We start from the raw sequence: 25,917 nt of genomic DNA, 5'->3' as shown, positions 1-25,917 counted from the left end.
CTTTATTTCTAAGGTAAGACAGCATGAAAAAAGGCAGCAGAAACTGCTACCTTTTCAGTAAATAATGTAAAATAAAGATAATTACGCTTACTGCTCCATTTGACGAGATAAGAAGCTAGCTGCTGTTTCGGCTGCTTTATGCTCTACTTCACCAAGAGACTTATCTTTTGAGAAAATGACAACAGCTCCAATCGGATCTCCATTTGCAATAATCGGACCGATTGTGTAAGAAGAAATATTTTCTTCGTATCCATCGACAAATTCAAGGTTTTTGCCATCAGTTACTAAAGAAGAACTGCGGCTTTCCATAACAGATTCCACTAACGAACTAATGTTTTTATTTAAGTATTCTTTTTTAGAACTTCCTGCTACCGCAATAAATACATCGCGGTCACAAATAAGTACAGGATGACCTAAGCTGTCGTATAGCGCTTCGCCATACTCTTTTGCAAAGTCTCCCAATTCACTAATTGGCGAATATTTCTTTAAAATAACTTCTCCATCGCGATCGACGAAAATCTCTAGCGGATCTCCCTCTCGGATGCGAAGCGTTCTTCTAATTTCTTTTGGAATCACAACGCGACCCAAATCATCAATACGACGAACAATACCTGTTGCTTTCATTCATTGAAGCCTCTCTTTCATATGATGATTAAAATAGTTGGTGAATATCACTGATGGCTATATGATAAAAGGTTCACCTTTGTTGAGGTTAGTATTCTTCACTCTACAACTTCTATTCACCAACCATCTCTTTTTTTGTTAAAAAGTGTGCTTTTATTAAAAAAATGTCCAAAAAACCGCCAAAACATGGGGATTTGGCGGTTTTTATTTCGGCTATATAAAAAGAAGGCTCAAAAATGAGCCTTCTTTTTAATTCGTAACTTGTTCTTTTTTAACAGTGGCTACTCCTTTTACTAACTGATACACAATATTGAGCCATTCTTTTTGAGCAAGTCCTTTTACATTAACCACTAATTTTACTTTCTTGCCTTCCATACCTAAGCTGACCATTCTGCCAAATTGATCACCTAGCATGAATAATTTTTGGCCGTCTATCGTTGAGCTCGCTTCTTCAGACAGCAGAATAGAAATTTCTTGTTTTGACTGAAGAATAGATTCTACTAAGTTCTGCGTTGCATATACTTTTGTTTCCGCTACTTTAAACAAATACTCAACCTCAGCCGGATACTCTCCAAAACGATCAATCATTTCATCCTGCAATTCTTGAATATCTTCTAATGCTTCAATTCCTCTAAAGCGCTTATACATCTCAATTTTCAAGCGGCCGTCTGTAATGTACTGATCAGGAATATACGCGTCTAAGTCCAGATTCATTTCTACATTAAATTTCACATTTTCTCCGTCAGACCCGCGTCTTTCCTCTATCGCTTCTTTAAGCATTTGAGAGTAGAGATCGAAACCGACAGAATCGATAAATCCATGCTGCTGAGCACCCAGTAAGTTTCCGGCGCCACGTATTGAAAGATCACGCATAGCAATTTTAAAACCAGAACCTAATTCGGTGAATTCTTTAATAGCTTGCAGACGCTTTTCAGCTACTTCTGTCAGTACTTTGTCTTTGTGATACGTAAAGTACGCATATGCCACGCGATTTGAACGACCTACACGCCCTCTTAATTGGTACAGTTGTGATAATCCCATCTTATCAGCGTTGTTGACAATAAGCGTATTTACATTTGGAATATCTACTCCCGTTTCGATAATGGTTGTACTCACAATCACGTCATATTCGCCTTCTAAAAAGCTTAAAATAACCGCTTCGAGTTCGGTTTCGTTCATTTTTCCGTGGGCATACGTTACCCTAGCATCAGGCACAAGCATCGAAATTTCTTCTGCTTTTCGTTCAATATCTTCTACGCGATTATATAAAAAGTAAACTTGGCCATCACGCGCTAACTCACGCTCAATCGCTTCACGAACTAACACCGGATTATACTCCACTACATATGTTTGAACCGGAAAACGATTTTCAGGCGGCGTTTCAATAACAGACAAATCCCTTACGCCCAACATAGACATATGTAATGTTCTTGGAATAGGCGTTGCTGTAAGTGTAAGGACATCAACGTTTGCTTTCATTTGCTTGATTTTTTCCTTGTGCGTTACACCAAAACGCTGCTCTTCATCGATAACTAACAATCCTAAATCTTTATAAATCACGTCTTTAGATAGTAAACGATGTGTACCAATCACTACATCTACGGTCCCGTTTTTTAGCCCTTTAATTGTTTCTTGCTGCTGTTTACGGCTGCGAAAGCGGCTCAATAGCCCAATGTTGATTGGATAGTCTTGAAAACGCTCACGGATGGTTTCATAATGCTGCTGAGCTAAAATAGTGGTTGGCACTAAAATAGCCACTTGTTTTCCATCTGTCACAGCTTTAAACGCAGCACGAATGGCTACTTCCGTTTTTCCATATCCAACGTCTCCGCAAAGCAGACGATCCATTGGTCTTTCATGTTCCATATCCTTTTTAATTTCTTGTACAGAACGAAGCTGATCTTCGGTTTCTTGATAAGGGAACGCTGTTTCAAATTCTCTCTGTAAATCGCCATCCGGAGAAAATGCATAACCTTTACTTGCTTCACGCTCTGCATACAGTTTAATTAAGTCATCAGCGATGTCTTGAACAGAAGACTCAACTTTTCGTTTCACTTTCTTCCAGTCATTTCCGCCAAGTTTATATACTTTTGGCTCTTTCCCTTCAGAGCCTACATATTTTTGTACTTGATCAATCTGTTCAACAGGAACGTACAGCTTGTCAGAGCCTTCATATTTGATATGGATATAATCTTTATGATTACCGTTAATCTCTAACGTTTCCATTCCTAAGTAACGGCCAATACCGTGGTTCACGTGTACGACATAGTCACCTACGTTTAACTCTGAATAGCTTTTAATACGCTCTGCATTGGAAAGCTTTTGACGACGCTTTGATTTCTTTACCCGTTTTTTAAACAATTCTTCCTCGGTTAAGACAGCTAATTTTTGCATCGGCAGTTCAAAGCCCATTTGTAAATCGCCTTCAATGATTTGAACAAGACCTGGCACAAGCTGACCATTTCCATCTAAAATAGATGAATCAATATCATAATCTGCCAGCACACCTTCAAGTTTTTTCACGCGCTCTTTATCTGCTCCTAAGAGGACTACCGTATAATTAGCATTTTTCCAACGTTCAATTTCACTTTTTAATAGGTTCATTTGGCCGTAAAACTGTTGCATCTGCTTACATGAAATATTAATAATATTTTGCGGACTCGTATACGATACGTGCTTCAAAAATAACGATAAGTATAAAAACTGATGTTTTGCTCGCTGAATAAGAGATGGGAGCTTATGAGATAATTGAACTTCTCGAACAATTTGCCCCTGTCCTAATAATTCGGTTATCCATTCAGCTTCCTCTGTTTCAAGCTGATCAGACGTTTCTTGAATTCGAGTGGTTTCATCAAAGATGACAAGGCCGCCTTCTGGTAAATAATCTAGTAAACTAGCAGGCGATTCGTAGAAGAATGATAAATACTTGAACATATTTTCAAGAAGTTGACCTTGACGCAGCTGTTCGATTTCACCTTTAATATTTTCTGTTAAGGTAGCTTTTAGTGCTGCGTTTTTTACTTGTTGCAGCGTCGAAGCCAGCTGTGCTTCTAGTTCTTCAATTCCTTGGGCTACTTCATTTTGATTCACAATGATTTCCGTAGCAGGGCCGATTGAAATTTCTTTTAACTGCTCTTGAGAGCGTTGATCCTCGATTGTAAAAGTACGAATGGAATCAATCTCCGTATCAAATAGTTCAATTCGGACAGGTAGCTCTTCTGTTAACGGATAAATGTCAATGATTCCTCCGCGCACACTAAACTCACCCGGAGCTGAAACCATCGATGCCCGCTCATAGCCCAACTCAACTAACCTTTTTAAATAATGATCAACGTCGATGTCAATCCCCATTTGAAACGGCAGCTGTGTTTGCTCCCATCTTGCTTTAGGAGGCAGCAGCTTTCGAATTCCTGCAAGCGGTGTTACAACTACTCCACCTGTATGTTGACTCCAATAATTGAGTACTTCAATGCGCTGAGCCTTTAATTCTGGACTTGCAATCCCCACTTCTGTAGCAACTAAATCGTTAACAGGGTATAAGAAAACGTCTTTTTCCGGTAAAAGATGCAAAAGGTCTTCATACACTTTTTGAGCTTGATATAAATTATGAGTCACTACTAATAAGGGGTATTTTTTATCCTCATTTAAGAGTGCCATTAATACAGATCGAGCTGAACCGGAAATTCCCGTTACTAACTGTTCTTTCAAACCTTCTTCTAAACTGCTGACAACAGCTCCAATTTCTTTATTTTCTTCAAATTGCTGTCTAATCCCTCGCAAAGGAATTCCCTCCTCCCATGATATGTCTAAACTAAACAGAAAAACGCTTTGGTTTGAGACCAAAGCTTTTTATTGTATAAATGTTTCGTACTGATGATAGTCTGGATTTCGTTCTAGCGCTTCTTGACAGTCTTCACAAATAATTTTAACCACGATATCTCCACTATTGTGGTAGTGAATAAAGTCTTTTCGTTCATCTGCGGTCAGGTGATTAAAACCGAGTGCTTCCGTATTGTGAGCTGTCTTTTCTATCATACCGACTTTTGCGCCACAATGTCTACAGAAATAATGAATAGACATACAAATCCTCCCAAATCTTTTAGTGTTAGTATGGACGATTGAGAGAAATTTTATTCTACTTAATTATAGCGATTCATTACTTCTAAGAACGGTTTACCTAAAAAATCTTCACTCGCGTGTATAGACGTTTTCATCGCTTCTTCCATATGAACCATTTCATCTGCTGTAAAGCGCCCTAGTACGTAATCAACTACTTTCATACCGTTTTGCGGACGATCAATTCCAATACGAATTCGGTTAAATTCTTGGGTTTTTAAATGCTGAATAATTGATTTTATTCCGTTATGGCCGCCTGGACTTCCTTTTGTACGCAATCTTACTTTTCCGCACGGTAAATCTAAGTCATCGTAAATAACAAGCAAGTCTTCGACGTCTATATCAAAATAGTCCATTAATGGGCGAATACTTTCTCCTGATAAATTCATATATGTTAGAGGCTTTAATAATATGACTTTTTCTCCTTTTATTATACCTGTTCCATATATTCCGTTAAACTTTGTTTTATCTAATGAAATCATAAACTGTTCAGCAATTTTATCAATTGCCATAAATCCTATGTTATGACGAGTTCGGTCATATTCTTTTCCAGGATTCCCTAAACCAACGATTAATTTCAAAATAGATACTCCTTTCCACTCTATGTAAGTTGTACATAATAGGTAAATGTCTTTAATGTTTTACATTACTATATAGTATCACTTTTATTATAATCAATTCACACAAAAAGACGTAACCTTTTGGTTACGTCTTTTTATATTATTCTTCGTTATCTTTTTCTTTTGTTGCTTCAACATTGCCTTCAGCATCCTGAACTTCGCCGCTGTCCGGCTCTTCTTCCTGTTGAGGAGGTAGTACAGAAGCAACTGTATCTTCTGCATCATGCGTAATTTCTAGCTTTTTATCTACTTTAATATCCGCTACTGTGATTGTATCATTAATTCCTAAATCTGATACATCTACATCAATAGATGATGGAATATCTTGCGGCAAGCCTTTTAATGAAATTTCATATAGAGACTGCTGTAATACGCCGCCTTCTTTTGTTCCTTTTGCTTCTCCTACTAGAGATAAAGAAACTTCAGTATCAATTTCTTTCTTCATGTCGACCACTTGGAAATCCGCGTGGACAATTTCGTTTTTTAATGGATCAGTTTGAATATCATGTAACATTACGGAATATTTTTGCTTATCCACTTGTAATGTTAACACTCCATTGCGCCCTGCTTCACGAATAGTCTTAATAAAATCAGCACTGTTTAAGTAAATAGCTGTGGATTCTGTTTTATTTCCGTAAACAACCGCTGGGAAGTTTCCTTCGTCGCGAATCTTTCTATTTGTAGAATTTTTGAAATCCGTTCTTTTATTTGCTTGAATTGAAATACTCATTTTATTCACCTTCCAGTATGTTTTCTACTTAAAATGTACCCTTTTTAGAAGGTTGCTAAACATGAAACCCAGTTTGAACATTAATATATCTTTGTTCATCCTGTCCAGATCCCTTTAAAACAAAGGATTAGCGCATTTAATTTTTTTCAAAAAAACCTCTTTCCATTTGGAAAGAGGTTCTGTTTATCAATCAAATAACGTACTAACTGATTGCTCTTCATGAACACGAATAATCGCTTCACCGATTAACGGAGCTACTGAAAGTTCTGTTACTTTACCAATTTTCTTATCTTCTGTTAAAGCAATAGAGTTTGTTACAGCTAGCTCTTTGATTGTAGAGTTTTGAATACGCTCAATTGCAGGGCCTGAAAGCACTGGGTGTGTACAACAAGCATATACTTCTTTTGCACCTGCTTCAATTAATGCACTTGCACCAATTGTAATTGTACCGGCTGTATCAATCATGTCATCAATCAAGATTGCTGTTTTTCCTTCCACTTGTCCAACGATGTTCATAACTTCTGCTACGTTTGGACGAGGACGACGTTTGTCAATGATAGCGATCGGCGCTTTTAGACGTTCCGCTAAACGGCGAGCACGCGTTACGCCACCGTGGTCCGGAGATACAACAACAACGTCATCAAGGTTTTTACTCTTAAAGTATTCACCTAAAATTGGAACACCTACTAAATGGTCAATTGGAATATCGAAGAAACCTTGAATTTGAGGAGCGTGTAAATCTAATGTGATAATACGAGTAGCTCCCGCTTTTTCAATGATATTTGCTGCTAATTTTGCAGTGATTGGTTCACGTGCACGAGCTTTACGATCCTGACGAGCATAGCCATAGTAAGGCATAACGATGTTAATTGTTTTAGCTGATGCACGTTTTAATGCATCAATCATAATTAATAATTCCATTAAGTGTTCGTTAACTGGAGCACTTGTTGATTGAATGATAAATACATCACAACCACGGATACTTTCTTCAATGTTAATTTGAATTTCACCGTCACTGAAACGATCAACCGAACATTTACCTAATTCCACACCAATTACTTTTGCGATCTCTTCAGCTAAAGCCTTGTTTGAATTTAGCGTAAATAACTTTAAATTTTCATCAGCATATACATTTGACATTTTATTGTGAAACCTCCGTCAGGATTTTTTATTAATATCAAGCTTTTCAGCATAGTTTTCTTTATTTACTTGTTTCGCACGAGCAATTGATAATGCTTTTCCTGGCACATCATCCGTTACCGTTGAACCAGCTGCAACATAGGCGCCTTCCCCAATTGTTACAGGTGCAATTAAGTTTGAGTTACATCCTACGAATGCCCCATCTTCAATCTTTGTTAAAAATTTATTTTTCCCATCGTAGTTAACTGTAATAGATCCGCACCCTAAGTTTACACCTTTTCCGACCTCTGCGTCTCCAATATAACTTAAATGAGAAGCTTTGCTACCTTTGCCAAAAGATGCTTTTTTAATTTCTACAAAGTTTCCTACGCGCACTTCATCTCCAATTAATGATTGAGGACGAATATGTGCAAATGGGCCAATTGTGACTTCGTGACCAATTTCACTATCGTGAGCAACAGAATGGCGAATAGAAGTATTATTACCTATTTTGCAGTCTTTAATTTCACTGTTAGGGCCTACTTCACAATTCTCTCCAATTACAACTGTTCCTTGAATAACCGTACCAGGATAAATAACCGTATCTCTGCCAATAACAGCATCTGCTGAAATGTACGTGTTAGAAGGATCCACAATCGTCACTCCATTTAACATATGCTGCTTGTTGATGCGCTTCTTCATTGTTTCTTCTGCTTGAGACAGAGCAAATCGATCATTAACGCCCAATGTTTCAGCAAAATCGGATGTTTGATATGCAGAAATAATTTGACCTTCATTTTTTAGAATTTCGATAACATCAGGTAAATAATACTCTCCCTGTACATTATCATTTGAAACTTTTGAAAGTGTCTCAAATAATTTCTCATTATCAAAACAATACGTACCAGTATTAATTTCCTGTACAAGACGTTCTTGTTCTGTGGCATCTTTATGCTCCACAATCTTTTCAACAGACCCTTGTTCATTTCGAATGATGCGTCCATATCCTGTTGGATCTTCTGCATGAGCTGTTAAAATAGTTGCCATTGCATTTGTTGCTTCATGATGCTTTAATAAAGATTCAATTGTTTCAGCTGTAATAAGCGGAGTATCTCCACATACAACAATTGTCGTACCTTTTTCATGTGCAAGTAAAGATTCTGCTTGCATCACTGCATGAGCTGTTCCTAACTGCTCTTCTTGTAAAGCAAATAAGCTTTTATCTCCAACATGTGATTTCACTTTTTCGGCACCGTGACCTACAACTGTAATTAAATTTGTTAAATCTAAACGTGATAACTGATCAATTACGTGTTGCACCATCGGTTTGCCACACACAGGGTGTAACACTTTATATAAAGATGACTTCATACGTGTACCCTGACCAGCTGCCAATATGACTGCATATCTTTTTGACATAACAGGCCTCCAATTTTACCTTTTTATCCATTAAGAATATTATATCAAAAATGACAGCATTTCAAGGAATCATTTATAAGTCATGAATTTTATTTTTTGGTAATGCTAAAGTTTTACAAAGGTGTGAAATTATATAAGTGGTAATCAAAAAGAAAAGAGCCTACTTTTCAGTAGACTCTTAATGTATCATATGTTTACGAAGCACCCGCTTCTTCGAATTCAACTTCTACCTCACCTAAACGATGATATTCTGCTAAAACAGCATCTTGAATCTTTCCGCGAGTATTTGAATTGATTGGATGTGCAATATCACGGAACTCACCATCCGGTGTACGTTTACTTGGCATGGCTACAAATAAGCCATTATTACCATCAATCACACGAATATCATGAACAACAAATTCACCATCTAATGTGATTGAAGCAATCGCTCTCATACGTCCTTCAGTGTTCACGCGGCGTAATCTTACGTCAGTTACTTCCATCTTGTTCACCACCTTTTTCTATGCGAAGCTTTACATACTTAATTCCACAGAATTTTGTGTTTTCCTGCTATTCAGAAAAAATTTTTAGAAAATTTTCGCAAAAAAAGTGAACAATTGGAAGTTACTTGCTTTTTGTTAGAAATTTGTTAATTTGATTACCCTTTAACGAGCGCAATAACTTCAATTTCAACAAGTACATCTTTAGGTAGTCTCGCTACTTCTACACATGAACGTGCCGGCTTATGGTCCCCAAAGTAGTCGCCATAGACTTCATTTAACGCTGCGAAGTCGTTCATATCTTTAATGAACACGGTTGCCTTTACAACTGTATTTAGAGAAGCTCCAGCTTCTTCAAGAACTGCTTTTAGATTTTCAAATACCTGAGTAGCTTGTACTTGAACATCTCCTTCGACCAACGTACCATCTGGACGAAGTGGAATTTGACCTGAACTGTAAAACAAGTTATTCACAACAATTCCCTGTGAATATGGACCAATAGCTTGCGGTGCATTTTTTGTTTGAACCTGTAACATATGTTCCTCTCCCTTACTGGATCAAATATATTTTAAGTAATTGCCTTCTTGTACACGAATTTGTTTATCTTTGATATTTACATCTGTTAATTGTACAAGGGACACATACTCATCCACTAAACGTTCTTCAATATCTTCTGATTCTACTAAAACTCCAATACCAGCAACAGTTGCATCGAACTCTTCAAGCAAGCTAACCATTCCATTTACAGTACCGCCAGCTTTCATGAAATCATCAATGATGAGTACATTTGACCCCACCGCTAAACTTCTTTTAGCTAACAGCATCGTTTGAATGCGCTTAGATGAACCCGATACGTAGTTAATACTAACGGTCGATCCTTCAGTTACTTTACTGTCTCTGCGCACAATAACAACGGGCACATCTAAATACTGAGCAACCGCATACGCAATAGGAATACCTTTTGTTGCTACAGTCATCACCACATCGATTTTGCGGTTAGCAAAAAGCGACGCATACAAGCGACCGATTTTATTCACAACGCGGGGGTTCCCTAAAATATCAGTTAAATATAAATATCCACCTGGCAATAAACGCTCAGGTTTTTCAATCAACCCACATAATTCTTGAACAAGCTGACCGGCTTCTTCATTCGACATCTTTGGAATGAATTTAACTCCGCCGGCAGCCCCTGGTAGCGTAACCAAAGTTCCGATACCCTGCTGTTCAAAAGTTTGTTTAATAATCGCCATATCTTCGCTAATAGATGATTTTGCGGAATCATATTTATCTGCAAAATACGTAAGAGGGATAAGGCGCTGAGGGTTTTGAATGAAATAGTTGGTCATATCAATTAATCGTCCACTACGTCGAAACTTCATAACATCCTCCTGAAAATCCGAATATTGTAATGTAAATATAACATTAACATACGGATTTATTCAAGCGTTATTCGTTCACCTAGTAGCCTAACTGCATAAACTTTATCACAAAAGCCACGTAATCCATTGTAAATGCGATGCATACGTGAATCATGCTGTACAAGTCCGAATACAGTTGGCCCACTGCCGCTCATGAGCACAGCATCGGCGCCAAAACGCTTTATTTGTTCTTTAATGAGAGCTACTTCCGGATGCATTTTCAGCGTTACTGCTTCCAATACATTTCCGACAAGGCTACACATTTCATCATAATTTCCTGATTGTATGGCGTGAACCATCTCATCTACTTTAGGATGATCCATCTCTTCAATTTTTAAGTTTCGATATACATCTGCTGTAGAAACACCTATTTCAGGCTTAGCCAAAATCACCCAGCAGCTTGGAGGTGCCTCAATATGCTCTACAATCTCTCCGCGCCCTGTAGCAAGAGCTGTCCCTCCGTACACGCAAAAAGATACGTCAGAGCCAATCTCAGCCCCTATTTCTGCAAGTGTGTCTAATGATAACCCTAATTCCCATAACGTATTTAAACCGCGTAATGTAGCAGCCGCGTCACTGCTGCCTCCAGCTAATCCGGCAGCTACTGGAATATGTTTATCAATTAATATATTTACACCTTTTGAAATGTTATAACGTCGTTTCAAAATCTGCGCTGCCTGATAAGCGAGATTTCGCTGGTCATCTGGAACAAAGCGATTATGAGAATAAATAACAATTCGTCCATCTTCACGGTCAGAAAGTTCAATTCTGTCCGCTAAATCAATTGTTGTCATAATCATCTTAACTTCATGGTAACCATCTGGACGTTTATGTAACACATCAAGTGACAAATTTATTTTAGCCGGTGCTTTCACCATTAATTTCAACTTACTTCACCTACTTCATCTTATCGAGTTTAACGCTATTTTATCATAAAATGAACAAGATATAGCTGTTCATTTAAACATCTTTGTTTAATCCTCTTTTTTATCTTTCATTTTGGGACAAAAAAACCGAAGCGGTTATACACTTCGGTTTTCCTCATTTCACTTTAAATAATCGTATAAGCATTGATTTTCACTATGCTATTGCTTTAGCTGCTGCTGTGCAAGCTCTACAGCTCGCTTCACCATATTGCCTGCGTCTTTTGCCCGAATAGCGCCCCAGCCTTCTGCTTGTACAGTATCGTAAAAACCAAGTTCTTTAGCCAGTTCTTCTTTCAGCTTCGATGACATAATCCCTCTACGCCTTGACATTGCACATGGCTCCTTTACGTATAAAATGAAATTTCAACCTGAATCTCCTCGCTCTTTTACATAAGAAACGCGAGGACGATATGTATAGTATGTATAAAAAAGATTGCATATATAATTTGAAAAAAAGACCAATAAAAAAGCAGTAAACCAATGTCCACTGCTCATCACCACTTGCTATATTGCCTATGTCATTCTTAGAAAAATTTTAGTTGCACTGTTTCCGTTAACACATCTGCGTAACTATACGAAACGCGCTCCAAAGAGTTTTCCTCTTGATCTAATTCAACGATAAAAACAGATGGGTACGTTTCTGTTAATACACCTGAACGTTCTACTGTTTTTCTACGACCACCGTTTGCTTTTAAAGTTAATCGTTGGCCTAGGTGCAAATCCAGCGCTTGCTTAATATCAGACAAAGTTTTCGCCATATTGGTCCACCTCACTATGTATAGTGTAACACATGTTAGAAAAATAGTCAAAAACATAAAATTATAACAATCTATCTCTAATTGTGTCAATAAATAATTTTCAACATGAATCTACATTTCGCTGTTAGTATGCTCGTTTTTCAACGAAATATGTATATCTTTAGCAAATATTGAAAATGATTTTGTGTAATTAAGCGTATACTTTGGCTTCATACGAAAAAACAACTGGTTGCACATCATGCGTGTACATGCTGTAACCAGTTGTTTTTATTTCTACTCATCGCTTTCATAAGGCATGCCCGTGCGAAGCAGCCCTTTTGTTTCTACTCCTCCTAAACCTTTAGCACCCGTTAATGTATTACGTAAGACGTCCCATACATTAATACGATCCGTGAAAGGAGTAAAACTTAGTTTTGCTACTACATACACAGGGTCAAGAGCATGAATATTTACACGTGAAGGTGAACTAGCAAAGTTTGCTCCAGCTTGAATCAATAATTCAAAATGCGATTGACAGGCACCTGCAAAGATCACCAGCTGATCTAAATTACCAACTCTTTTTCTTGCTTCTTGGACTGTTTGAATATAGTGCTTGGAATGTCTATAAGCAAGGAGATCATCTTTATTTCCTTTTCCTTTGGAATAGGCATCATGACCTGTCAGCACTAGAATATCAGGTCTTACATCCTCAATTAGCTTTCCAACCTTCTCCGGCATTTCTGACTCAACGCAATGAACACCATAAACAGGAACACCAATTTTTTCGTAAACCAACAAACATTTACGTAAATAATTAGGGTCTCCGTCTACGTGCAGGACCTTTCCTGGAATTTGAAATAAGCGATGTGAATGGCTGTATCCATTTGTCATGCTATATTCAGTTTTCTCTCGAACGAGCCGATAATCCTGTTGAATAAGCTCCAAGGATCTTTCTAAAAGTTCTTCTTCTTGTTTTTTTCTTTGATCCTGTTCTTTAGCATCCACAACCTCTAGATCTGTACAAGGAGCGTCGGCAATCAACCGAACGTCTTCTCCTATTAAAGTCGCATATTTCCCCGCTTCGCTGTCATTAATAGCTATAACACGAAAAAGCAAATCTCTTTGATAAGAAGGTCGTGTAACTATATCACCAATTTTGATGTTCATATGCTTCACTCCGTCTTTGCTACTTCAAAAATAAATTCTCTTCATAGCCTATGACTTCATGATAAAAATGTGATAATTTAGCGAAATGATTTTAAAAGTTGATCACTTAACTTTCCAAATTCTTGAATAGATAACGTTTCGCCTCTTCGTTTCGGATCAATTTCAGCAGTTGAAAGTGCTTGCTCAATGTCCGCTTTTTTCTGCTTCCCATTTGGTAAGTTGTTCACTAGATTGTTTAAAATTGTTTTTCGACGCTGTCCGAAACTTGCTCGTACAACTTGAAAGAAGAATTCTTCATCTTGTACTTCTACCGCTGGCTTCGGTCTTCTTAACAATCGAATAACAGCTGAGTCTACATTAGGCTGCGGATTAAACACTGTTTTAGGCACAATCATAACCGTCTCAGCCTCTGTATAGTATTGAATCGCAATAGAAAGTGAACCGTACTCTTTTGTTCCCGGTTTAGCTGCTATACGGTCAGCAACTTCTTTTTGAAGCATAACGACGATTCCACGTACCGGAATTTGCTCTTCTAATAATTTCATCAAAATGGGTGTCGTCACGTAATACGGTAAATTCGCAACGACCATTAAATCTTCTATGTTTTCGAATTCTTGTTCGAGCGTCTCTTTTAAATCCGCTTTTAACACATCTTGATGAATAACTTTTGCATTTGGGTAAGGAGAAAGCGTATCAGCTAAAATCGGAAGCAGACGCTGATCGATTTCAAATGCCAGTACTTTTTTTGCGCGCTTTGCTAGCTGTTCAGTTAAGGCCCCGATACCAGGTCCAATTTCAATAGCTCCCGTTTCTTCTGTTATTTCCGCATGATCAACAATACGATGTAAAATGTTTGTATCAATTAAAAAATTTTGTCCCAAACTCTTTTTAAATGTAAAACCGTATTTCTTTAAAATTTCCTTGGTTCGATTAGGCGTTGCAATATCTTTTAACACGATCCCTTTTCCTCCTTATTTATCTGCTCAACAGCTCTGATAAAGTCCTCTTTTGAAATCTGGAACATCTGTAAGCGTTTATGGAGCTGCTTTCCGTTGGCATAGCCAATTTTTAATAACTTTCCTATTCTTTCACGTCGAGATTTGGCTTTACTATCTCCTATCAAACGAGCTACGATTAAATCCTCTTGAGAAATCTCCATAGCTGCCCCCATCCACTCTTGCTTCACATCTTTTAGTGCTTTTTGAATAGACGCAATAGAAGCATGTTCAACTCCAATACCTTTGCCATTTTTAGGGCGAGCCTCTTCTTTATCTAAGAATGCATGTTTACATCCGGGAACACGTTCTGAAACAATATTTCGAATTCGCTGTCCCGGATAATCTGGATCTGTAAAAATAATCACGCCTCTTGTTTTTTGAGCTAATTTTACTTTTTCAATGGTTTCTTCATTTACAGCTGATCCATTTGTCTCGATGGTATCCGCATCCACTGCACGTTTAATCGCTACAGTGTCATCTCGGCCTTCTACTACAATAATTTCTTTAATCTTCATTGCTTCCTCCAAAACATTCAGTTTTGTTCATTTGCTTTTCAGTAAAAATGAAATGCTCGTTACGCACATCATTTTTCTTCTATGAAATCAACGTTTTATCTTATTATCAACTAAATTAAAAAGCATTTACCTGTTATTTTAACTGAAAAAGGCAGAGGATAACATTCTCCTCTGCGCCTATCTTTACTTTAACACGAAAATGATTGTTATATGAGAAAAAGTTTTAATCATTAATGCCAAATAGCTTTTTGGCGTTAGCTGTTGTAATCTCGGCCAATTCTTCATACGTTATCCCTTTTAACTCTGCAATTTGCTCTGCTACGTATGAAACATAACCAGGTTCATTGCGCTTGCCGCGGAATGGATGAGGAGTTAAATAAGGACAGTCTGTTTCAATTAATAGTTTATCTAAAGGAAGCTCTGTAGCAACTTCTTTTGGTTTTTTCGCATTTTTAAAAGTAACAGGTCCACCAAAAGAAATATACATATTCATATCCATACACTGCTTCGCTACTTCAATACTGCCCGTGAAGCAATGCATAATTCCGCCTACTTCTTCTACGTGCTCTTCTTTTAAAATGGTTACCACGTCTTCCGTTGCATCACGATTATGAATAATGATAGGTAAATTCACTTTGCGAGCTAAGCGAATTTGACGGCGAAATACGTCCTTTTGAACCTCTTTAGGTGATTTATCCCAATGGTAGTCTAATCCCATTTCCCCTAAAGCAACAACTTTCGGATGCTGAGCTAACTCTTCAATCCAAGCTAAGTGCTCATCCGTCATATCAATTGCATCTACTGGATGCCACCCTACACTAGCATAGATAAAGTCATACGTTTCAGCTATTTGAATAGCCTTTTTGATGGTAGGTTCATCGAATCCCACAACTACCATGTTTTGAACACCTTTTTCTAACGCACGATTAATTACTTCTTGCAAATCATCTTCATACTGTTCTGCGTTTAAATGAACATGTGTATCAAATAACATCTAATCGATCCTTTCCATGAATAAAAGGGGGTCCTCGCATGTTACACGTGAAACGCCCCTTTTGCCTATACTTATTTTATCTTCGTGCCATTTGCTAAGTTTTGATCTACGCTTGCTAGGGAAAGACCATTCTCATCTTCACCCGCTAAAATCATTCCTTGTGATAGTTCACCGCGCAGTTTCACAGGTTTTAAGTTGGTTACACAAATTACTTTTCGACCTACTAATTCTTCAGGCTTATAAAACTTGGCAATCCCTGATACAACCTGGCGTTTTTCATAGCCAAGATCAAGCTGAAGCTTTAATAGTTTATCTGCCTTTTTAACTGTTTCTACTTGCGTAACTTGCGCTACACGAAGCTCTACTTTCATGAAATCATCAATTGTAATCTCTTCAGAAGACTCTTCCTTCACAACAGGTTTTTCTTCTTTTGGAGCACTTCCTTGCATCTGCTCTTTAATAAACGCTACCTCTTCTTCTCGATCTAGACGAGGGAACATTGGCTCACCTTTTTCTACTTTTGTGCCTTCTTTAAGCATATTAAAACGCGTCGTGCTTTCCCACGTTTTTAATACATCTTCTTTTACACCAATCTGAGCGAAAATTTTCTCAGGTGTACGTGTTAAGAATGGCTGCAGCAATACCGCAATGTGACGAATTGATTCAGCTAGATGTGTCATAACAGAAGCAAGTTCTGCACGCTTATTCTCATCTTTTGCTAACGCCCAAGGCTGCGTTTCATCAATGTATTTATTCGTGCGGCTTACATATTGCCAGATAGAAGCAAGAGCCACTGAAAACTCCATATCTTCCATCGCTTCTTCATATTTATTCACTGTATCTTTTTGTGCTTGGACGATAAGTGCATCAAACTCTGTTACATTGCCTTCATAAGTCGGAATAACACCATCAAAATACTTATTAATCATCGCCACTGTACGATTAATTAGGTTGCCAAGGTCATTTGCTAAGTCAAAGTTAATACGTTCAACAAACGCTTCTGGTGTGAATACACCGTCTGAACCGAATGGAACTTCACGAAGTAAGTAGTAACGAAGGGCATCTAGTCCATAGCGGTCAATCAATGTCACTGGGTCTACTACATTCCCTTTTGACTTCGACATCTTTCCATCTTTCATTAATAACCAGCCGTGAGCAAATACTTTCTTAGGAAGTGGCAAATCAAGTGCCATCAACATGATTGGCCAATAAATAGTATGGAAACGTACGATTTCTTTTCCTACTAAATGTACATTGGCTGGCCAATATTTCCGATAGTTTTCATCGTTCTCTGTACCATACCCAAGAGAGGTGATATAGTTAGAAAGCGCATCAATCCATACGTAAATAACGTGTTTTGGGTTACCTGGAACTTTTACCCCCCAATCAAACGTCGTACGAGAAACAGCTAAGTCTTCAAGGCCAGGCTTAATAAAATTATTGATCATTTCGTTTTTACGGGACTCTGGTTGAATAAATGAAGGGTTTTCTTCATAAAAAGCTAGTAAACGATCTACGTATTTCCCCATTTTAAAGAAATAGGACTCTTCTCGAACGAGCTCTACAGGGTGTCCGCTATCCGGGCTTTTTCCGCCTACAACTTTTCCATTTTCAACGATTGGATCTACTAGTTGATGCTCTGTATAGTACGTCTCATCGGGAACTGAATACCAACCTTCATACTCATCAAGATAAATATCACCTTGTTCTAAAAGGCGCGCGAAAATCTTTTCCACGATTTCTTTATGTCTGGATTCTGTTGTACGGATAAAATCATCATACGAAATATCCATCTTATCCCACAGTTCTTTGATTCCAGATACAATATCATCTACGTATTGCTGAGGTGTCACGTTTTTCTCTTCTGCTTTTCGCTGAATTTTTTGACCATGTTCATCTGTACCTGTTAAATAACGTACGTCAAACCCTCTCAAACGTTTATAACGAGCCATTGCATCTCCTGCTACTGTCGTGTATGCATGCCCTATATGTAATTTACCACTCGGATAATAAATCGGCGTAGTAATATAAAATGTATTATTTCCATCTGCCATGTTCATAACCTCCAACATTCCATTTCAACATTTTGATTTATATGTACGTAATCATATAAACCCTGTCTTCTTATTCTACTATCTATCATACTATTTTACATGATAATTTCAAAACATTCTCTTCCTATATACAAGGGAATATGACGGATTCACTTCATTTTTAAATAATCGTTATTTTCCCAAAAAATAATCCTGTTAATTGTATCAGCTTCGCCCTATTTTTATATAAAATATACCCTCATTCAAAAAGTCACTTTGATGAAACGACAAATAGCTCTAATTTTGTCGTTTTATGTCGAATTACATTTACCCTATCTTCAAAATAGTTAATATCAAGCTATTTAGACAATTAATCTTTTTTCCAATGAAACCCCTTGTCATTCCTTGACTGACGGTCACAATTAGCTTGTAAACACGTCGAGAAAAAATTTTTTTACCAGCTACATTTTTTTACATATAAAATGATTGACTAGTTTTGGAAACGCTGGTATTATGAAAGTACGTTGAAATTGTCGAATAATGACGAAAGTAATAACATAGAAAAACGATTACTGAGAGGAGAACGATTAACATGAAATCTACAGGTATTGTTCGTAAAGTTGATGAATTAGGACGCGTAGTAATTCCAATTGAATTACGTCGTACATTAGGAATTGCAGAGAAAGATGCTCTAGAAATCTATGTAGATGAAGAGCGCATCATCTTAAAAAAATACAAACCAAACATGACTTGCCAAGTAACAGGTGAAGTATCTGATGATAACATTCAACTTGCTAGCGGCAAATTAATTCTAAGCCGTGAAGGTGCAGAACAAATCATGAAAGAACTTCAAGATTCTTTACAAGCTTCTAAATAAAACGAAAAGCTGTCTATGATAGACAGCTTTTTTTAATGTACGTGATATTCACTATAAATGTCTCGCTTTGACACATCTCGGTCTTTCGCCACTTGCTTAATAGCTTCTTTGTTTGAAAGCCCTTCTTCTACATAGTGATCAACATGCTCGATAATGGTGAGCTGTTCCCACCATAGATTACTTTCATCTGGTGCTTCTTCATTTGTCCCTTCAAGAATTAAGCAGAATTCGCCTCTAATATCTGTGGCATTTGTCCATTCAATTGCTTCTAATACGCTTCCTCTCAAAAATTCTTCATAGCGTTTTGTTAACTCTCTACATAACACAATAGATCGGTTCCCTAAAATTTCTTCTATACTCTTTAGCGTTTCTTTTAGTCGATGAGGGGCTTCATAAAATATCATGCTTTCCTTAATATACTGAAGCTCTTGAAGCTGTTCTTTACGTTGCTTTTTGTTTCTGTTTAAAAATCCATAAAAATAAAACTGCCCCGTAGGTAAACCAGAAGCAATTAAAGCTGTTAATGCTGCGTTGGGCCCCGGCAGCGGAACAACCGTATATCCTTCTTTAACGGCAGCTACCACTAACTCATAACCAGGATCTGAAATACAAGGCATACCCGCATCGCTTACTAAAGCAATATTTTTTTCACTGTCTAAGTCGCTTAACAGCTGTTCACTTTTTGTATGTTTATTATGTTCATGATAACTTGTAATAGGCGTATCGATTTCAAAGTGGTTACATAGTTTTTTCGTTTGTCTCGTATCTTCTGCGGCAATATAATCAACTTCTTTTAAAATCCGAATCGCACGAAACGTCATATCCTCTAAGTTTCCAATAGGAGTAGGAACTAAATATAAAACGCCTCGTTCATTCGATACATCATAACTTTTTTGTGATTTCATTCTGCTTTTCTTGCTCCCTTCGAATGTAAGCCTGTTTTTGCACTCTGCTTAACTGTTTGAACCAATATTCTTTTTGCATAGCTTCTGTTTTAGAAGTAAATACCTCATGCCAAATTAATGAAACAGGCCTTCTTGCTCTCGTATATTTTGCCCCTTTTCCTTCATTATGGACAGAAATACGTTTTTGCAAATTATTCGTGTAACCAGCATAATACGTACAGTCCTTGCATTCAACTACGTAAAAATAATGATTATTTTGTTCCATATAAAATCCTTTTTAATTCGTCCGTGTATTCATCATTATCTTGGTAGACCACCAGCGGAGGAAGAATCTTTAAATCTGGACTTCCATCCTTCGTACCTTCAATTAAAAGTGTATTTGCTTCTTTCCCATCTTTAGGATAGACAAACTGAAGTCTCTTTGGCTCTAAACGGTACTGCCTCATTAACGTAACGATATCTAACAGTCTTCCTGGACGGTGAACTAATGCCACTTTTCCGCCTTGCTTCACTAGTTGACTGCTGGCTCTAATCACATCTTCCAACGAACAATGAATTTCGTGGCGAGCGATTGCAAAGTGTTCGTTTTCATTTATCTCTTCTTTATTGGATGTGGTGAAATAAGGAGGATTACATGTTACAACATCATATTTTCCATAACCCAGTTCTTGAGGCGCATTTTTTAAATCACCATGTATCATTTTAATCTGCCCATCGAGCTGATTATACGCAATACTTCTTTGCGCCATACTATGTAGCCGCTCTTGAATTTCTACACCAATAATTTTTCCCTTTGTTCGTTTAGATAAAAACAGTGGGATTACACCGTTTCCTGAACATAAATCAACCAAGTTACCTTTACGAATTGGGACATAAGCAAAGTGAGATAAAAGCACAGCATCCAATGAAAAGGAAAAGACAGACGGACTTTGAATAATGCGCATCTCCTCATCGGCTAATAGATAATCTAAACGTTCATCTCCATATAACTCAACCATAGTCGTTCTTCTCCTTGTACATCTTTTATTTACATCTTTTACTCATAAAAAGAACCTCTCCAAAAGGGAGAGGTGTTGTTACTTTTTATTTAAAAATGACAAGCAAAACAAACAGTCTCCATCTTTACGCACACTTCCATAATGAATGTTACAAATATGAAAACCCTCTTGGTAAAGGCGAGCCAAATTGTCATATCCTTCTCCGATATCAATTTGTTTTTGCTCTTTTGTTTGAGCGCTTGCTTTTGAATGTCTATTTTTCAGCTTCGTTTCGAAGTTTGTCTGGTCAAGGCGACGGCGCAAATGATCATTTTCTATTTGCAGGTGATGATTTTCTTCAATTAGCTCAGCAAGATGCTCTTTCAACTCACCTAACTGCTTATATAAATGACCAATTTGTTCCTCCATGTTTGTCACCGAATCAAAAATCTCTTTTTTATCCACCTTTGCCCACCTCGTTAATCTGTGGCTTGAAACGAAACAGCACCTTCATTATTGATCTCATCCAGAGTATACTCTAAAATTTGTTCGTGATCTGACAGTTCCACTTGAATAATTCTTTCCAAAATATTCAAACCCACTACACGTCCTGAACCATCTGAAGTTTTAATTGTTGAGCCTATATCAGGAAGCTGTTCTTTTGCCGTTTCATACTCATCATTTTCATATTTTAAACAACACATCAAACGTCCGCATAAACCAGAAATTTTCGTTGGATTAAGCGATAGGTTTTGGTCTTTGGCCATCTTAATAGAAACCGGCTCAAAATCACCTAAAAACGTTGAGCAACATAGCATACGGCCACAAGGACCTATCCCGCCCAACAGTTTTGCCTCGTCTCGTACACCGATTTGACGAAGCTCAATTCGCGTACGGAAAATAGCAGCTAAATCTTTAACTAACTCTCTAAAATCAATACGGCCGTCTGCTGTAAAATAAAAAATGACTTTATTACGATCAAACGTATATTCTACATCTACTAACTTCATATCTAAATCGTGTGATTGAATTTTTTGCACGCATACGTCATACGCTTCTCTAGCAGCTTGTTTATTTTCATCCACAATCAGCCTGTCTTTTTGTTCGGCAATGCGGATTACTTTTTTCAAAGGAAGTACGACATCGTTTTCACTTACTTGCTTTTTATTAATAACCACTCTGCCAAATTCAACACCACGAACTGTTTCTACAATAACAAACTCACCATCTGGAATTGTAAGTTCTCCAGGGTCAAAATAATATATTTTTCCCGCTTTTTTAAAGCGAACGCCTACTACATCATACAAGCTTTTATCCCTCCTGCAAATCCAACACCAGCTGTTCCATTAATAACTGTAGATTCATATTTGAATTTAATTTATTTTTGGCCTTCAAGATAACCTCTAAGCGATAAATCGCTTTTTCCTGCGTTGTCTGAAGAGCTTGCTGTTTTAATTCTTCTATTTTATGACGATAGACGATTTTAGACTCTTGTCCAACTTGCAGCGTCAACAAATCACGATAAAGAAGCATCAATAAAGTTAAACCAATATGTGCTTGTTCTTTTTCTTTAAAATGTGTTACCCACTTTTCATGAATAAAAAGAAGAGCTTGTTGAGGTCTCGTTGTTAACACTTCATATAATTGTATCACTAACTTTATTGCAAGTCCAAACCATTCATCTTTACTTAATTCAATTGCTTCATCAATGCTGTTTGTTAAATTAGACAAGATGGACGCATCTACTGCGGAAAGGCCATTTTCTACTAGTTTTTCAGCTAACTGTTCTGGTGTAAGAGATCGAAATGATATTACTTGGCAACGTGAGATAATCGTATCTAATAAGCGCTGTATATTTTCTGTTAATAAAACTGCATAAGTTCCGTTGCCAGGCTCTTCTAAAAATTTCAGTAAACTATTTGCTGCGCTTACTGTCATTTTATCAACATGATTCACAATATATAACTTTTTATTAGATTCAACACCGGTTTTTGTGAATTCTGATTGCAAAAATTGAATTTGCTCTTTTTTAATCGATAAACCAGCTGGCTCAATCAAGTGAATATCTGGATGATTACCTGAATCAATTCGCCGGCAGTTACTGCACTCATGGCATGGCCTATGATTAACTGGATTTTGGCAAAACAGCGCTTTAGCAAACAAAAAACTAATTTGTTTTTTACCTGTTCCTTTGCTTCCTTCAAATAAATAAGCATGAGCAACTCGCTCTTTAAGTAAGCTGTTTTGTAAAATCTTTAATACGTTCGGCTGAAGAGCTTCAAGCTGTTCCCATGTATTTCTCATTCAATCATCACTTTCTATTTAAAATCTTCTCTCTTAAAATTGATGAAATTGATCTACTGGTAGTACGAATACTGTAGCTCCGCCCACTTCAACTTCAACAGGATACGGAATGTATGAATCTGCATTACCACCCATCGGTGCCACAGGAGAAATCATCTGTCTGCGGTTTTCACATTGGCCCTTAATAATATCAAGTGCTTCATCTACTTTATGATCATCTGTACCAATCATAATTGTTGTATTCCCTGATTTTAAAAATCCGCCCGTACTTGATAATTTGGTTGAACGAAACCCTCTTTCTACAAGTGCATTTAAAAGCTTTGAGCTATCTGAATCTTGAATAACGGCCATTACTAATTTCATGAATAACACCTCATTTTACTTTTTTGTTAAGAATAGTATAGCAAGAATAACGATCATCTGTATTTATTTTAAAATCAATTTTATTTGTTTATAAGCTTCTTCACAGACTTTTTCAACGGATTGATTTGCATCAATTCGTCGAATACGCTCTGGAAATTCACTCAAAAGAGATAAATATCCATCTCGTACTTTGTAATGAAAGTCTAAGGATTCTAAATCTAATCGATTAATCTCATCTTTTCGACCTTTATTAATTCTTTCTAACCCTACCTCAGGCTCAATATCAAAATATAAAGTGGCCTGTGGCATCGTTTGCTCAATAGCAAATTGATTGATAGCAAAAATATCTTCTACGCCTATACCCCGCGCATTTCCTTGATAAGCAAGTGAGCTATCAATAAAACGGTCGCATAATACTATATTCCCTTTATTTAGCTCAGGAATCACTTTTTCTACAAGATGTTGTCTTCTAGCCGCAGCATAAAGAAGTGCTTCGGTTCTGGCATCCATTTCCGTATTAGATGGATTTAAGATGATTTCACGAATTTGTTCAGCAATTCGTATGCCTCCAGGCTCTCTTGTTAATACAATGGTATAGCCCTCTTGTATTAATTTTTGTTGAACCATATGGATGATCGTCGTCTTACCAGCACCTTCTGGCCCTTCGAATGTAATAAACGTTCCTGACATGTATAAATTCCTTTCTCTATTTAAATACTTCTATCTTTCCTTCTTCCATACAAGAGCCGCCCTGAATATGACCATTTAACCTTTGAATATGCAAAATATAGTCAATATGATTGCTCGTAATCGTTTCTCCCTCCATTAAAATAGGAATTCCAGGAGGATATGGAATAACAGATTGTGCGCTTACACGCCCAATCGCTTCTTCAAACGAACACATATGCTTTGATCTTAGTTTTCTTTCTTCCACAGGCAGGAGAACCGTTGCTCTTGAAAAACGAAATGGTTTGATTAGTGGTTTTTCATATGACTTACGCTGTATATTCTCTACTGCTTGTCTAACCCGCTTAATTGTATCATTAAAATCCCAACTGCTGCTTAAAGGTAGCACAAACAATACATAGTTAACATCAGCTAGTTCTGTATAAATATCTTGCTTTTCCAGTTCCTTTTGCAAATGATATCCTGTTGCAGCCGAACAAGTCAACGTCATTTTCAAAAGGTCGGTAACAGTTTGATCTGTTTCCACATCAATAGTTGAAAGTGTATCAATCTCATTAATCTTTTCAACAAACGAATGAATATTGTCAGTCATTCTATCAATATCATGCTGAGTAAACTGCTGCAGATAATACCTTGCTAAATCGAGAGAAGCCATAATAGGGTATGAGGGACTGCTTGACTGCAGTACTTGTAGGTAATGCCGAACGCTTTGCTTATTTATCAACGTCCCCTGCATATGTAAATAAGAACCCATAGTCATAGCTGGCAGCGTTTTATGTGCTGACTGAACAACAAGATCCGCTCCATACGTAACAGCTGACGACGGAAAAGGATTACCTAAAATAAAGTGGGCTCCATGAGCTTCATCAATAATTATAGGAATATTGTAGCCATGAATAAAATCAATGATCTCCTTTAAATCTCGCGCTACCCCGTAGTAAGTAGGATTTGTTAATACAAATGCTTTTATATCCTGAGAACCCTCTAAAGCTGCTTTAATTGTTTTAATGGATACACCTGTACTAAGATGTGTTTTTGAATCTATTTCAGGAGCTAAAAAAATAGGCGATGCCTTTGATAAAGCAATAGCATTAAAAATAGATTTATGAGAATCTCTTTGAACAGCAATTTTATCTCCTTCTTGACAAAGAGATAAAATCGCGGCGAGATTGCCTACAGTAGAACCATTAACTAAAAAAAAGCTTTCATCTACTCCATACAACTTTGCCGTTAACTCTTGTGCTTCTTTAATAACAGATTCTGCTTCATGTAAATCATCTAATCCGCTAATTTCTGTTAGATCGTATTGCAAAAAGTCTGCGTAAGAAGACTGAATATGTGAAGGTAGAATTTGACCATTTTTGTGGCCGGGCACGTGATAAGAGAGTGACCTTTTTTCGCTGTGCCTTACTAAACGGTTATATAAAGGTAAATATGTATCCATACATCCATTCCTTACTTTTTGTAAATATAACATTGTTAACTTGATAAAAGAATATGTAAGTATTTTTCCTATCAAAATTCATTTTTCTTTCATTATAACAAACTTAGTTGATTTTTTTGAGCCATATAAAGAAGCCCTTATAAAAAAGGGCTTTTAGTAAGAAAACGCTCCTGATATTCTCTTTAATTGATCTACTAACAATTGATAACGAAAATGAGATGAATCTACCTCTACAATCTCTACCTCGCAGTGTTGGCATATAAAGCTGGAAAACACCTCAATACCCTGTGTATGCTGTTCATGACAAACGGAACATGTCTTAATTTGTTTTTCCATTACTCTCCACCTCCACTAATTAAGTATCGACAAGATGTAACTTCTTTATGCAGTTCATTTACCCCATTTTATGTAGATAGCTTATACTCTGTGAATAATAAAAAAAGGACTAGCTAAAATAGCTAA

The 25,917-nt window shown here is 37.1% G+C and carries 29 protein-coding genes; 1 reads left to right on the top strand and 28 read right to left on the bottom strand.

What is annotated here, in order from left to right; translation table 11 throughout:
* Nucleotides 1-87: 87 nt before the first annotated feature.
* The 18 genes from spoVT to metG form a co-directional block, all read right to left on the bottom strand.
* The gene (gene spoVT / locus AC2YJL_RS26230) at nucleotides 88-624 is read right to left on the bottom strand and encodes a stage V sporulation protein T (RefSeq protein WP_013054872.1); all 537 of its coding nucleotides are present in this window, start codon (nucleotides 622-624) and stop codon (nucleotides 88-90) included.
* Nucleotides 625-873: 249 nt separating this feature from the next.
* A complete protein-coding gene (gene mfd, locus AC2YJL_RS26225) occupies nucleotides 874-4,404 on the bottom strand; it encodes a transcription-repair coupling factor (protein ID WP_251569149.1) in 3,531 nt (1,176 codons plus the stop codon).
* Nucleotides 4,405-4,473: 69 nt separating this feature from the next.
* Nucleotides 4,474-4,704, bottom strand: coding sequence for an anti-sigma-F factor Fin (gene fin / locus AC2YJL_RS26220; protein ID WP_013054869.1), 231 nt, complete (start codon nucleotides 4,702-4,704; stop codon nucleotides 4,474-4,476).
* Nucleotides 4,705-4,763: 59 nt separating this feature from the next.
* Nucleotides 4,764-5,321: an aminoacyl-tRNA hydrolase gene (gene pth, locus AC2YJL_RS26215; RefSeq protein ID WP_025753163.1), complete on the bottom strand. Its 558-nt coding sequence runs from the start codon at nucleotides 5,319-5,321 to the stop codon at nucleotides 4,764-4,766.
* A gap of 139 nt (nucleotides 5,322-5,460) precedes the next feature.
* Nucleotides 5,461-6,090: a 50S ribosomal protein L25/general stress protein Ctc gene (locus AC2YJL_RS26210; protein WP_230931631.1), complete on the bottom strand. Its 630-nt coding sequence runs from the start codon at nucleotides 6,088-6,090 to the stop codon at nucleotides 5,461-5,463.
* Nucleotides 6,091-6,276: 186 nt separating this feature from the next.
* Nucleotides 6,277-7,230, bottom strand: a complete 954-nt coding sequence (locus tag AC2YJL_RS26205) for a ribose-phosphate diphosphokinase (protein ID WP_014462059.1) — start codon at nucleotides 7,228-7,230, stop codon at nucleotides 6,277-6,279.
* A gap of 18 nt (nucleotides 7,231-7,248) precedes the next feature.
* Nucleotides 7,249-8,628 (bottom strand): bifunctional UDP-N-acetylglucosamine diphosphorylase/glucosamine-1-phosphate N-acetyltransferase GlmU, encoded by a 1,380-nt coding sequence (gene glmU, locus AC2YJL_RS26200; protein ID WP_014462060.1) that lies wholly within the window; start codon nucleotides 8,626-8,628, stop codon nucleotides 7,249-7,251.
* A 194-nt stretch (nucleotides 8,629-8,822) separates the two neighbouring features.
* Nucleotides 8,823-9,113: a septation regulator SpoVG gene (gene spoVG / locus AC2YJL_RS26195; RefSeq protein WP_013054864.1), complete on the bottom strand. Its 291-nt coding sequence runs from the start codon at nucleotides 9,111-9,113 to the stop codon at nucleotides 8,823-8,825.
* Between the two features lie 155 nt (nucleotides 9,114-9,268).
* The gene (locus AC2YJL_RS26190; RefSeq protein ID WP_013054863.1) at nucleotides 9,269-9,646 is read right to left on the bottom strand and encodes a RidA family protein; all 378 of its coding nucleotides are present in this window, start codon (nucleotides 9,644-9,646) and stop codon (nucleotides 9,269-9,271) included.
* 21 nt (nucleotides 9,647-9,667) lie between these two features.
* On the bottom strand, nucleotides 9,668-10,489 hold the full coding sequence (gene purR / locus AC2YJL_RS26185; RefSeq protein WP_195695624.1) for a pur operon repressor: 822 nt from the start codon (nucleotides 10,487-10,489) through the stop codon (nucleotides 9,668-9,670).
* A 56-nt stretch (nucleotides 10,490-10,545) separates the two neighbouring features.
* A complete protein-coding gene (ispE, locus tag AC2YJL_RS26180) occupies nucleotides 10,546-11,415 on the bottom strand; it encodes a 4-(cytidine 5'-diphospho)-2-C-methyl-D-erythritol kinase (RefSeq protein WP_025753156.1) in 870 nt (289 codons plus the stop codon).
* A 198-nt stretch (nucleotides 11,416-11,613) separates the two neighbouring features.
* Complete coding sequence (locus AC2YJL_RS26175; protein ID WP_013054860.1) at nucleotides 11,614-11,784, bottom strand: small, acid-soluble spore protein, alpha/beta type; 171 nt, start codon at nucleotides 11,782-11,784, stop codon at nucleotides 11,614-11,616.
* A 194-nt stretch (nucleotides 11,785-11,978) separates the two neighbouring features.
* Nucleotides 11,979-12,212 (bottom strand): biofilm formation stimulator Veg, encoded by a 234-nt coding sequence (veg, locus tag AC2YJL_RS26170; protein WP_013054859.1) that lies wholly within the window; start codon nucleotides 12,210-12,212, stop codon nucleotides 11,979-11,981.
* A gap of 273 nt (nucleotides 12,213-12,485) precedes the next feature.
* Nucleotides 12,486-13,358: a sporulation peptidase YabG gene (yabG, locus tag AC2YJL_RS26165; RefSeq protein ID WP_025601509.1), complete on the bottom strand. Its 873-nt coding sequence runs from the start codon at nucleotides 13,356-13,358 to the stop codon at nucleotides 12,486-12,488.
* 77 nt (nucleotides 13,359-13,435) lie between these two features.
* Nucleotides 13,436-14,314 carry a 16S rRNA (adenine(1518)-N(6)/adenine(1519)-N(6))-dimethyltransferase RsmA gene (gene rsmA / locus AC2YJL_RS26160; RefSeq protein ID WP_195695625.1) on the bottom strand — a complete coding sequence of 293 codons (879 nt, stop codon included), beginning with the start codon at nucleotides 14,312-14,314 and terminating at the stop codon, nucleotides 13,436-13,438.
* Nucleotides 14,308-14,871 (bottom strand): ribonuclease M5, encoded by a 564-nt coding sequence (gene rnmV, locus AC2YJL_RS26155; RefSeq protein ID WP_013081337.1) that lies wholly within the window; start codon nucleotides 14,869-14,871, stop codon nucleotides 14,308-14,310. Before rnmV ends, rsmA begins: the two co-directional genes overlap by 7 nt.
* Nucleotides 14,872-15,094: 223 nt before the next feature.
* Nucleotides 15,095-15,865, bottom strand: a complete 771-nt coding sequence (locus AC2YJL_RS26150) for a TatD family hydrolase (protein WP_050691219.1) — start codon at nucleotides 15,863-15,865, stop codon at nucleotides 15,095-15,097.
* A 71-nt stretch (nucleotides 15,866-15,936) separates the two neighbouring features.
* The gene (gene metG / locus AC2YJL_RS26145; protein WP_251569150.1) at nucleotides 15,937-17,919 is read right to left on the bottom strand and encodes a methionine--tRNA ligase; all 1,983 of its coding nucleotides are present in this window, start codon (nucleotides 17,917-17,919) and stop codon (nucleotides 15,937-15,939) included.
* A 565-nt stretch (nucleotides 17,920-18,484) separates the two neighbouring features.
* On the opposite strand from metG, the gene abrB reads away from it, so the two are divergent.
* Nucleotides 18,485-18,775: a transition state genes transcriptional regulator AbrB gene (gene abrB, locus AC2YJL_RS26140; protein WP_170836841.1), complete on the top strand. Its 291-nt coding sequence runs from the start codon at nucleotides 18,485-18,487 to the stop codon at nucleotides 18,773-18,775.
* 32 nt (nucleotides 18,776-18,807) lie between these two features.
* Here the strand turns inward: abrB and rsmI are convergent, their stop codons facing one another.
* The 10 genes from rsmI to AC2YJL_RS26090 all read right to left on the bottom strand — a co-directional run bounded on the left by rsmI (nucleotide 18,808) and on the right by AC2YJL_RS26090 (nucleotide 25,791).
* Nucleotides 18,808-19,680: a 16S rRNA (cytidine(1402)-2'-O)-methyltransferase gene (gene rsmI, locus AC2YJL_RS26135; RefSeq protein WP_016762698.1), complete on the bottom strand. Its 873-nt coding sequence runs from the start codon at nucleotides 19,678-19,680 to the stop codon at nucleotides 18,808-18,810.
* The gene (locus tag AC2YJL_RS26130) at nucleotides 19,658-19,945 is read right to left on the bottom strand and encodes a GIY-YIG nuclease family protein (RefSeq protein WP_013054850.1); all 288 of its coding nucleotides are present in this window, start codon (nucleotides 19,943-19,945) and stop codon (nucleotides 19,658-19,660) included. Before AC2YJL_RS26130 ends, rsmI begins: the two co-directional genes overlap by 23 nt.
* A complete protein-coding gene (locus tag AC2YJL_RS26125; protein ID WP_013054849.1) occupies nucleotides 19,932-20,678 on the bottom strand; it encodes a tRNA1(Val) (adenine(37)-N6)-methyltransferase in 747 nt (248 codons plus the stop codon). The genes AC2YJL_RS26130 and AC2YJL_RS26125 overlap by 14 nt, the downstream gene beginning before the upstream one ends.
* A 78-nt stretch (nucleotides 20,679-20,756) precedes the next feature.
* Nucleotides 20,757-21,122 carry a DNA replication initiation control protein YabA gene (gene yabA, locus AC2YJL_RS26120; protein ID WP_013054848.1) on the bottom strand — a complete coding sequence of 122 codons (366 nt, stop codon included), beginning with the start codon at nucleotides 21,120-21,122 and terminating at the stop codon, nucleotides 20,757-20,759.
* Nucleotides 21,123-21,136: 14 nt separating this feature from the next.
* Nucleotides 21,137-21,964: a PSP1 domain-containing protein gene (locus AC2YJL_RS26115; protein ID WP_028410357.1), complete on the bottom strand. Its 828-nt coding sequence runs from the start codon at nucleotides 21,962-21,964 to the stop codon at nucleotides 21,137-21,139.
* Between the two features lie 4 nt (nucleotides 21,965-21,968).
* The gene (gene holB, locus AC2YJL_RS26110; protein WP_230931629.1) at nucleotides 21,969-22,961 is read right to left on the bottom strand and encodes a DNA polymerase III subunit delta'; all 993 of its coding nucleotides are present in this window, start codon (nucleotides 22,959-22,961) and stop codon (nucleotides 21,969-21,971) included.
* Between the two features lie 33 nt (nucleotides 22,962-22,994).
* A complete protein-coding gene (locus tag AC2YJL_RS26105; protein ID WP_063248177.1) occupies nucleotides 22,995-23,324 on the bottom strand; it encodes a cyclic-di-AMP receptor in 330 nt (109 codons plus the stop codon).
* 63 nt (nucleotides 23,325-23,387) lie between these two features.
* A complete protein-coding gene (tmk, locus tag AC2YJL_RS26100; protein WP_043979046.1) occupies nucleotides 23,388-24,014 on the bottom strand; it encodes a dTMP kinase in 627 nt (208 codons plus the stop codon).
* A 16-nt stretch (nucleotides 24,015-24,030) separates the two neighbouring features.
* Nucleotides 24,031-25,455: an aminotransferase class I/II-fold pyridoxal phosphate-dependent enzyme gene (locus tag AC2YJL_RS26095; protein WP_251569151.1), complete on the bottom strand. Its 1,425-nt coding sequence runs from the start codon at nucleotides 25,453-25,455 to the stop codon at nucleotides 24,031-24,033.
* Nucleotides 25,456-25,608: 153 nt separating this feature from the next.
* Entirely contained in the window at nucleotides 25,609-25,791 is a 183-nt protein-coding gene (locus tag AC2YJL_RS26090; protein WP_230931627.1) for a sigma factor G inhibitor Gin, read from the bottom strand.
* Nucleotides 25,792-25,917: the final 126 nt, after the last annotated feature.

Source organism: Priestia sp. SRI_019 (assembly GCF_057586255.1).
The sequence above is the reverse complement of the archived record's forward strand: the minus strand, read 5'-3'. Positions and strand labels throughout refer to the sequence as shown.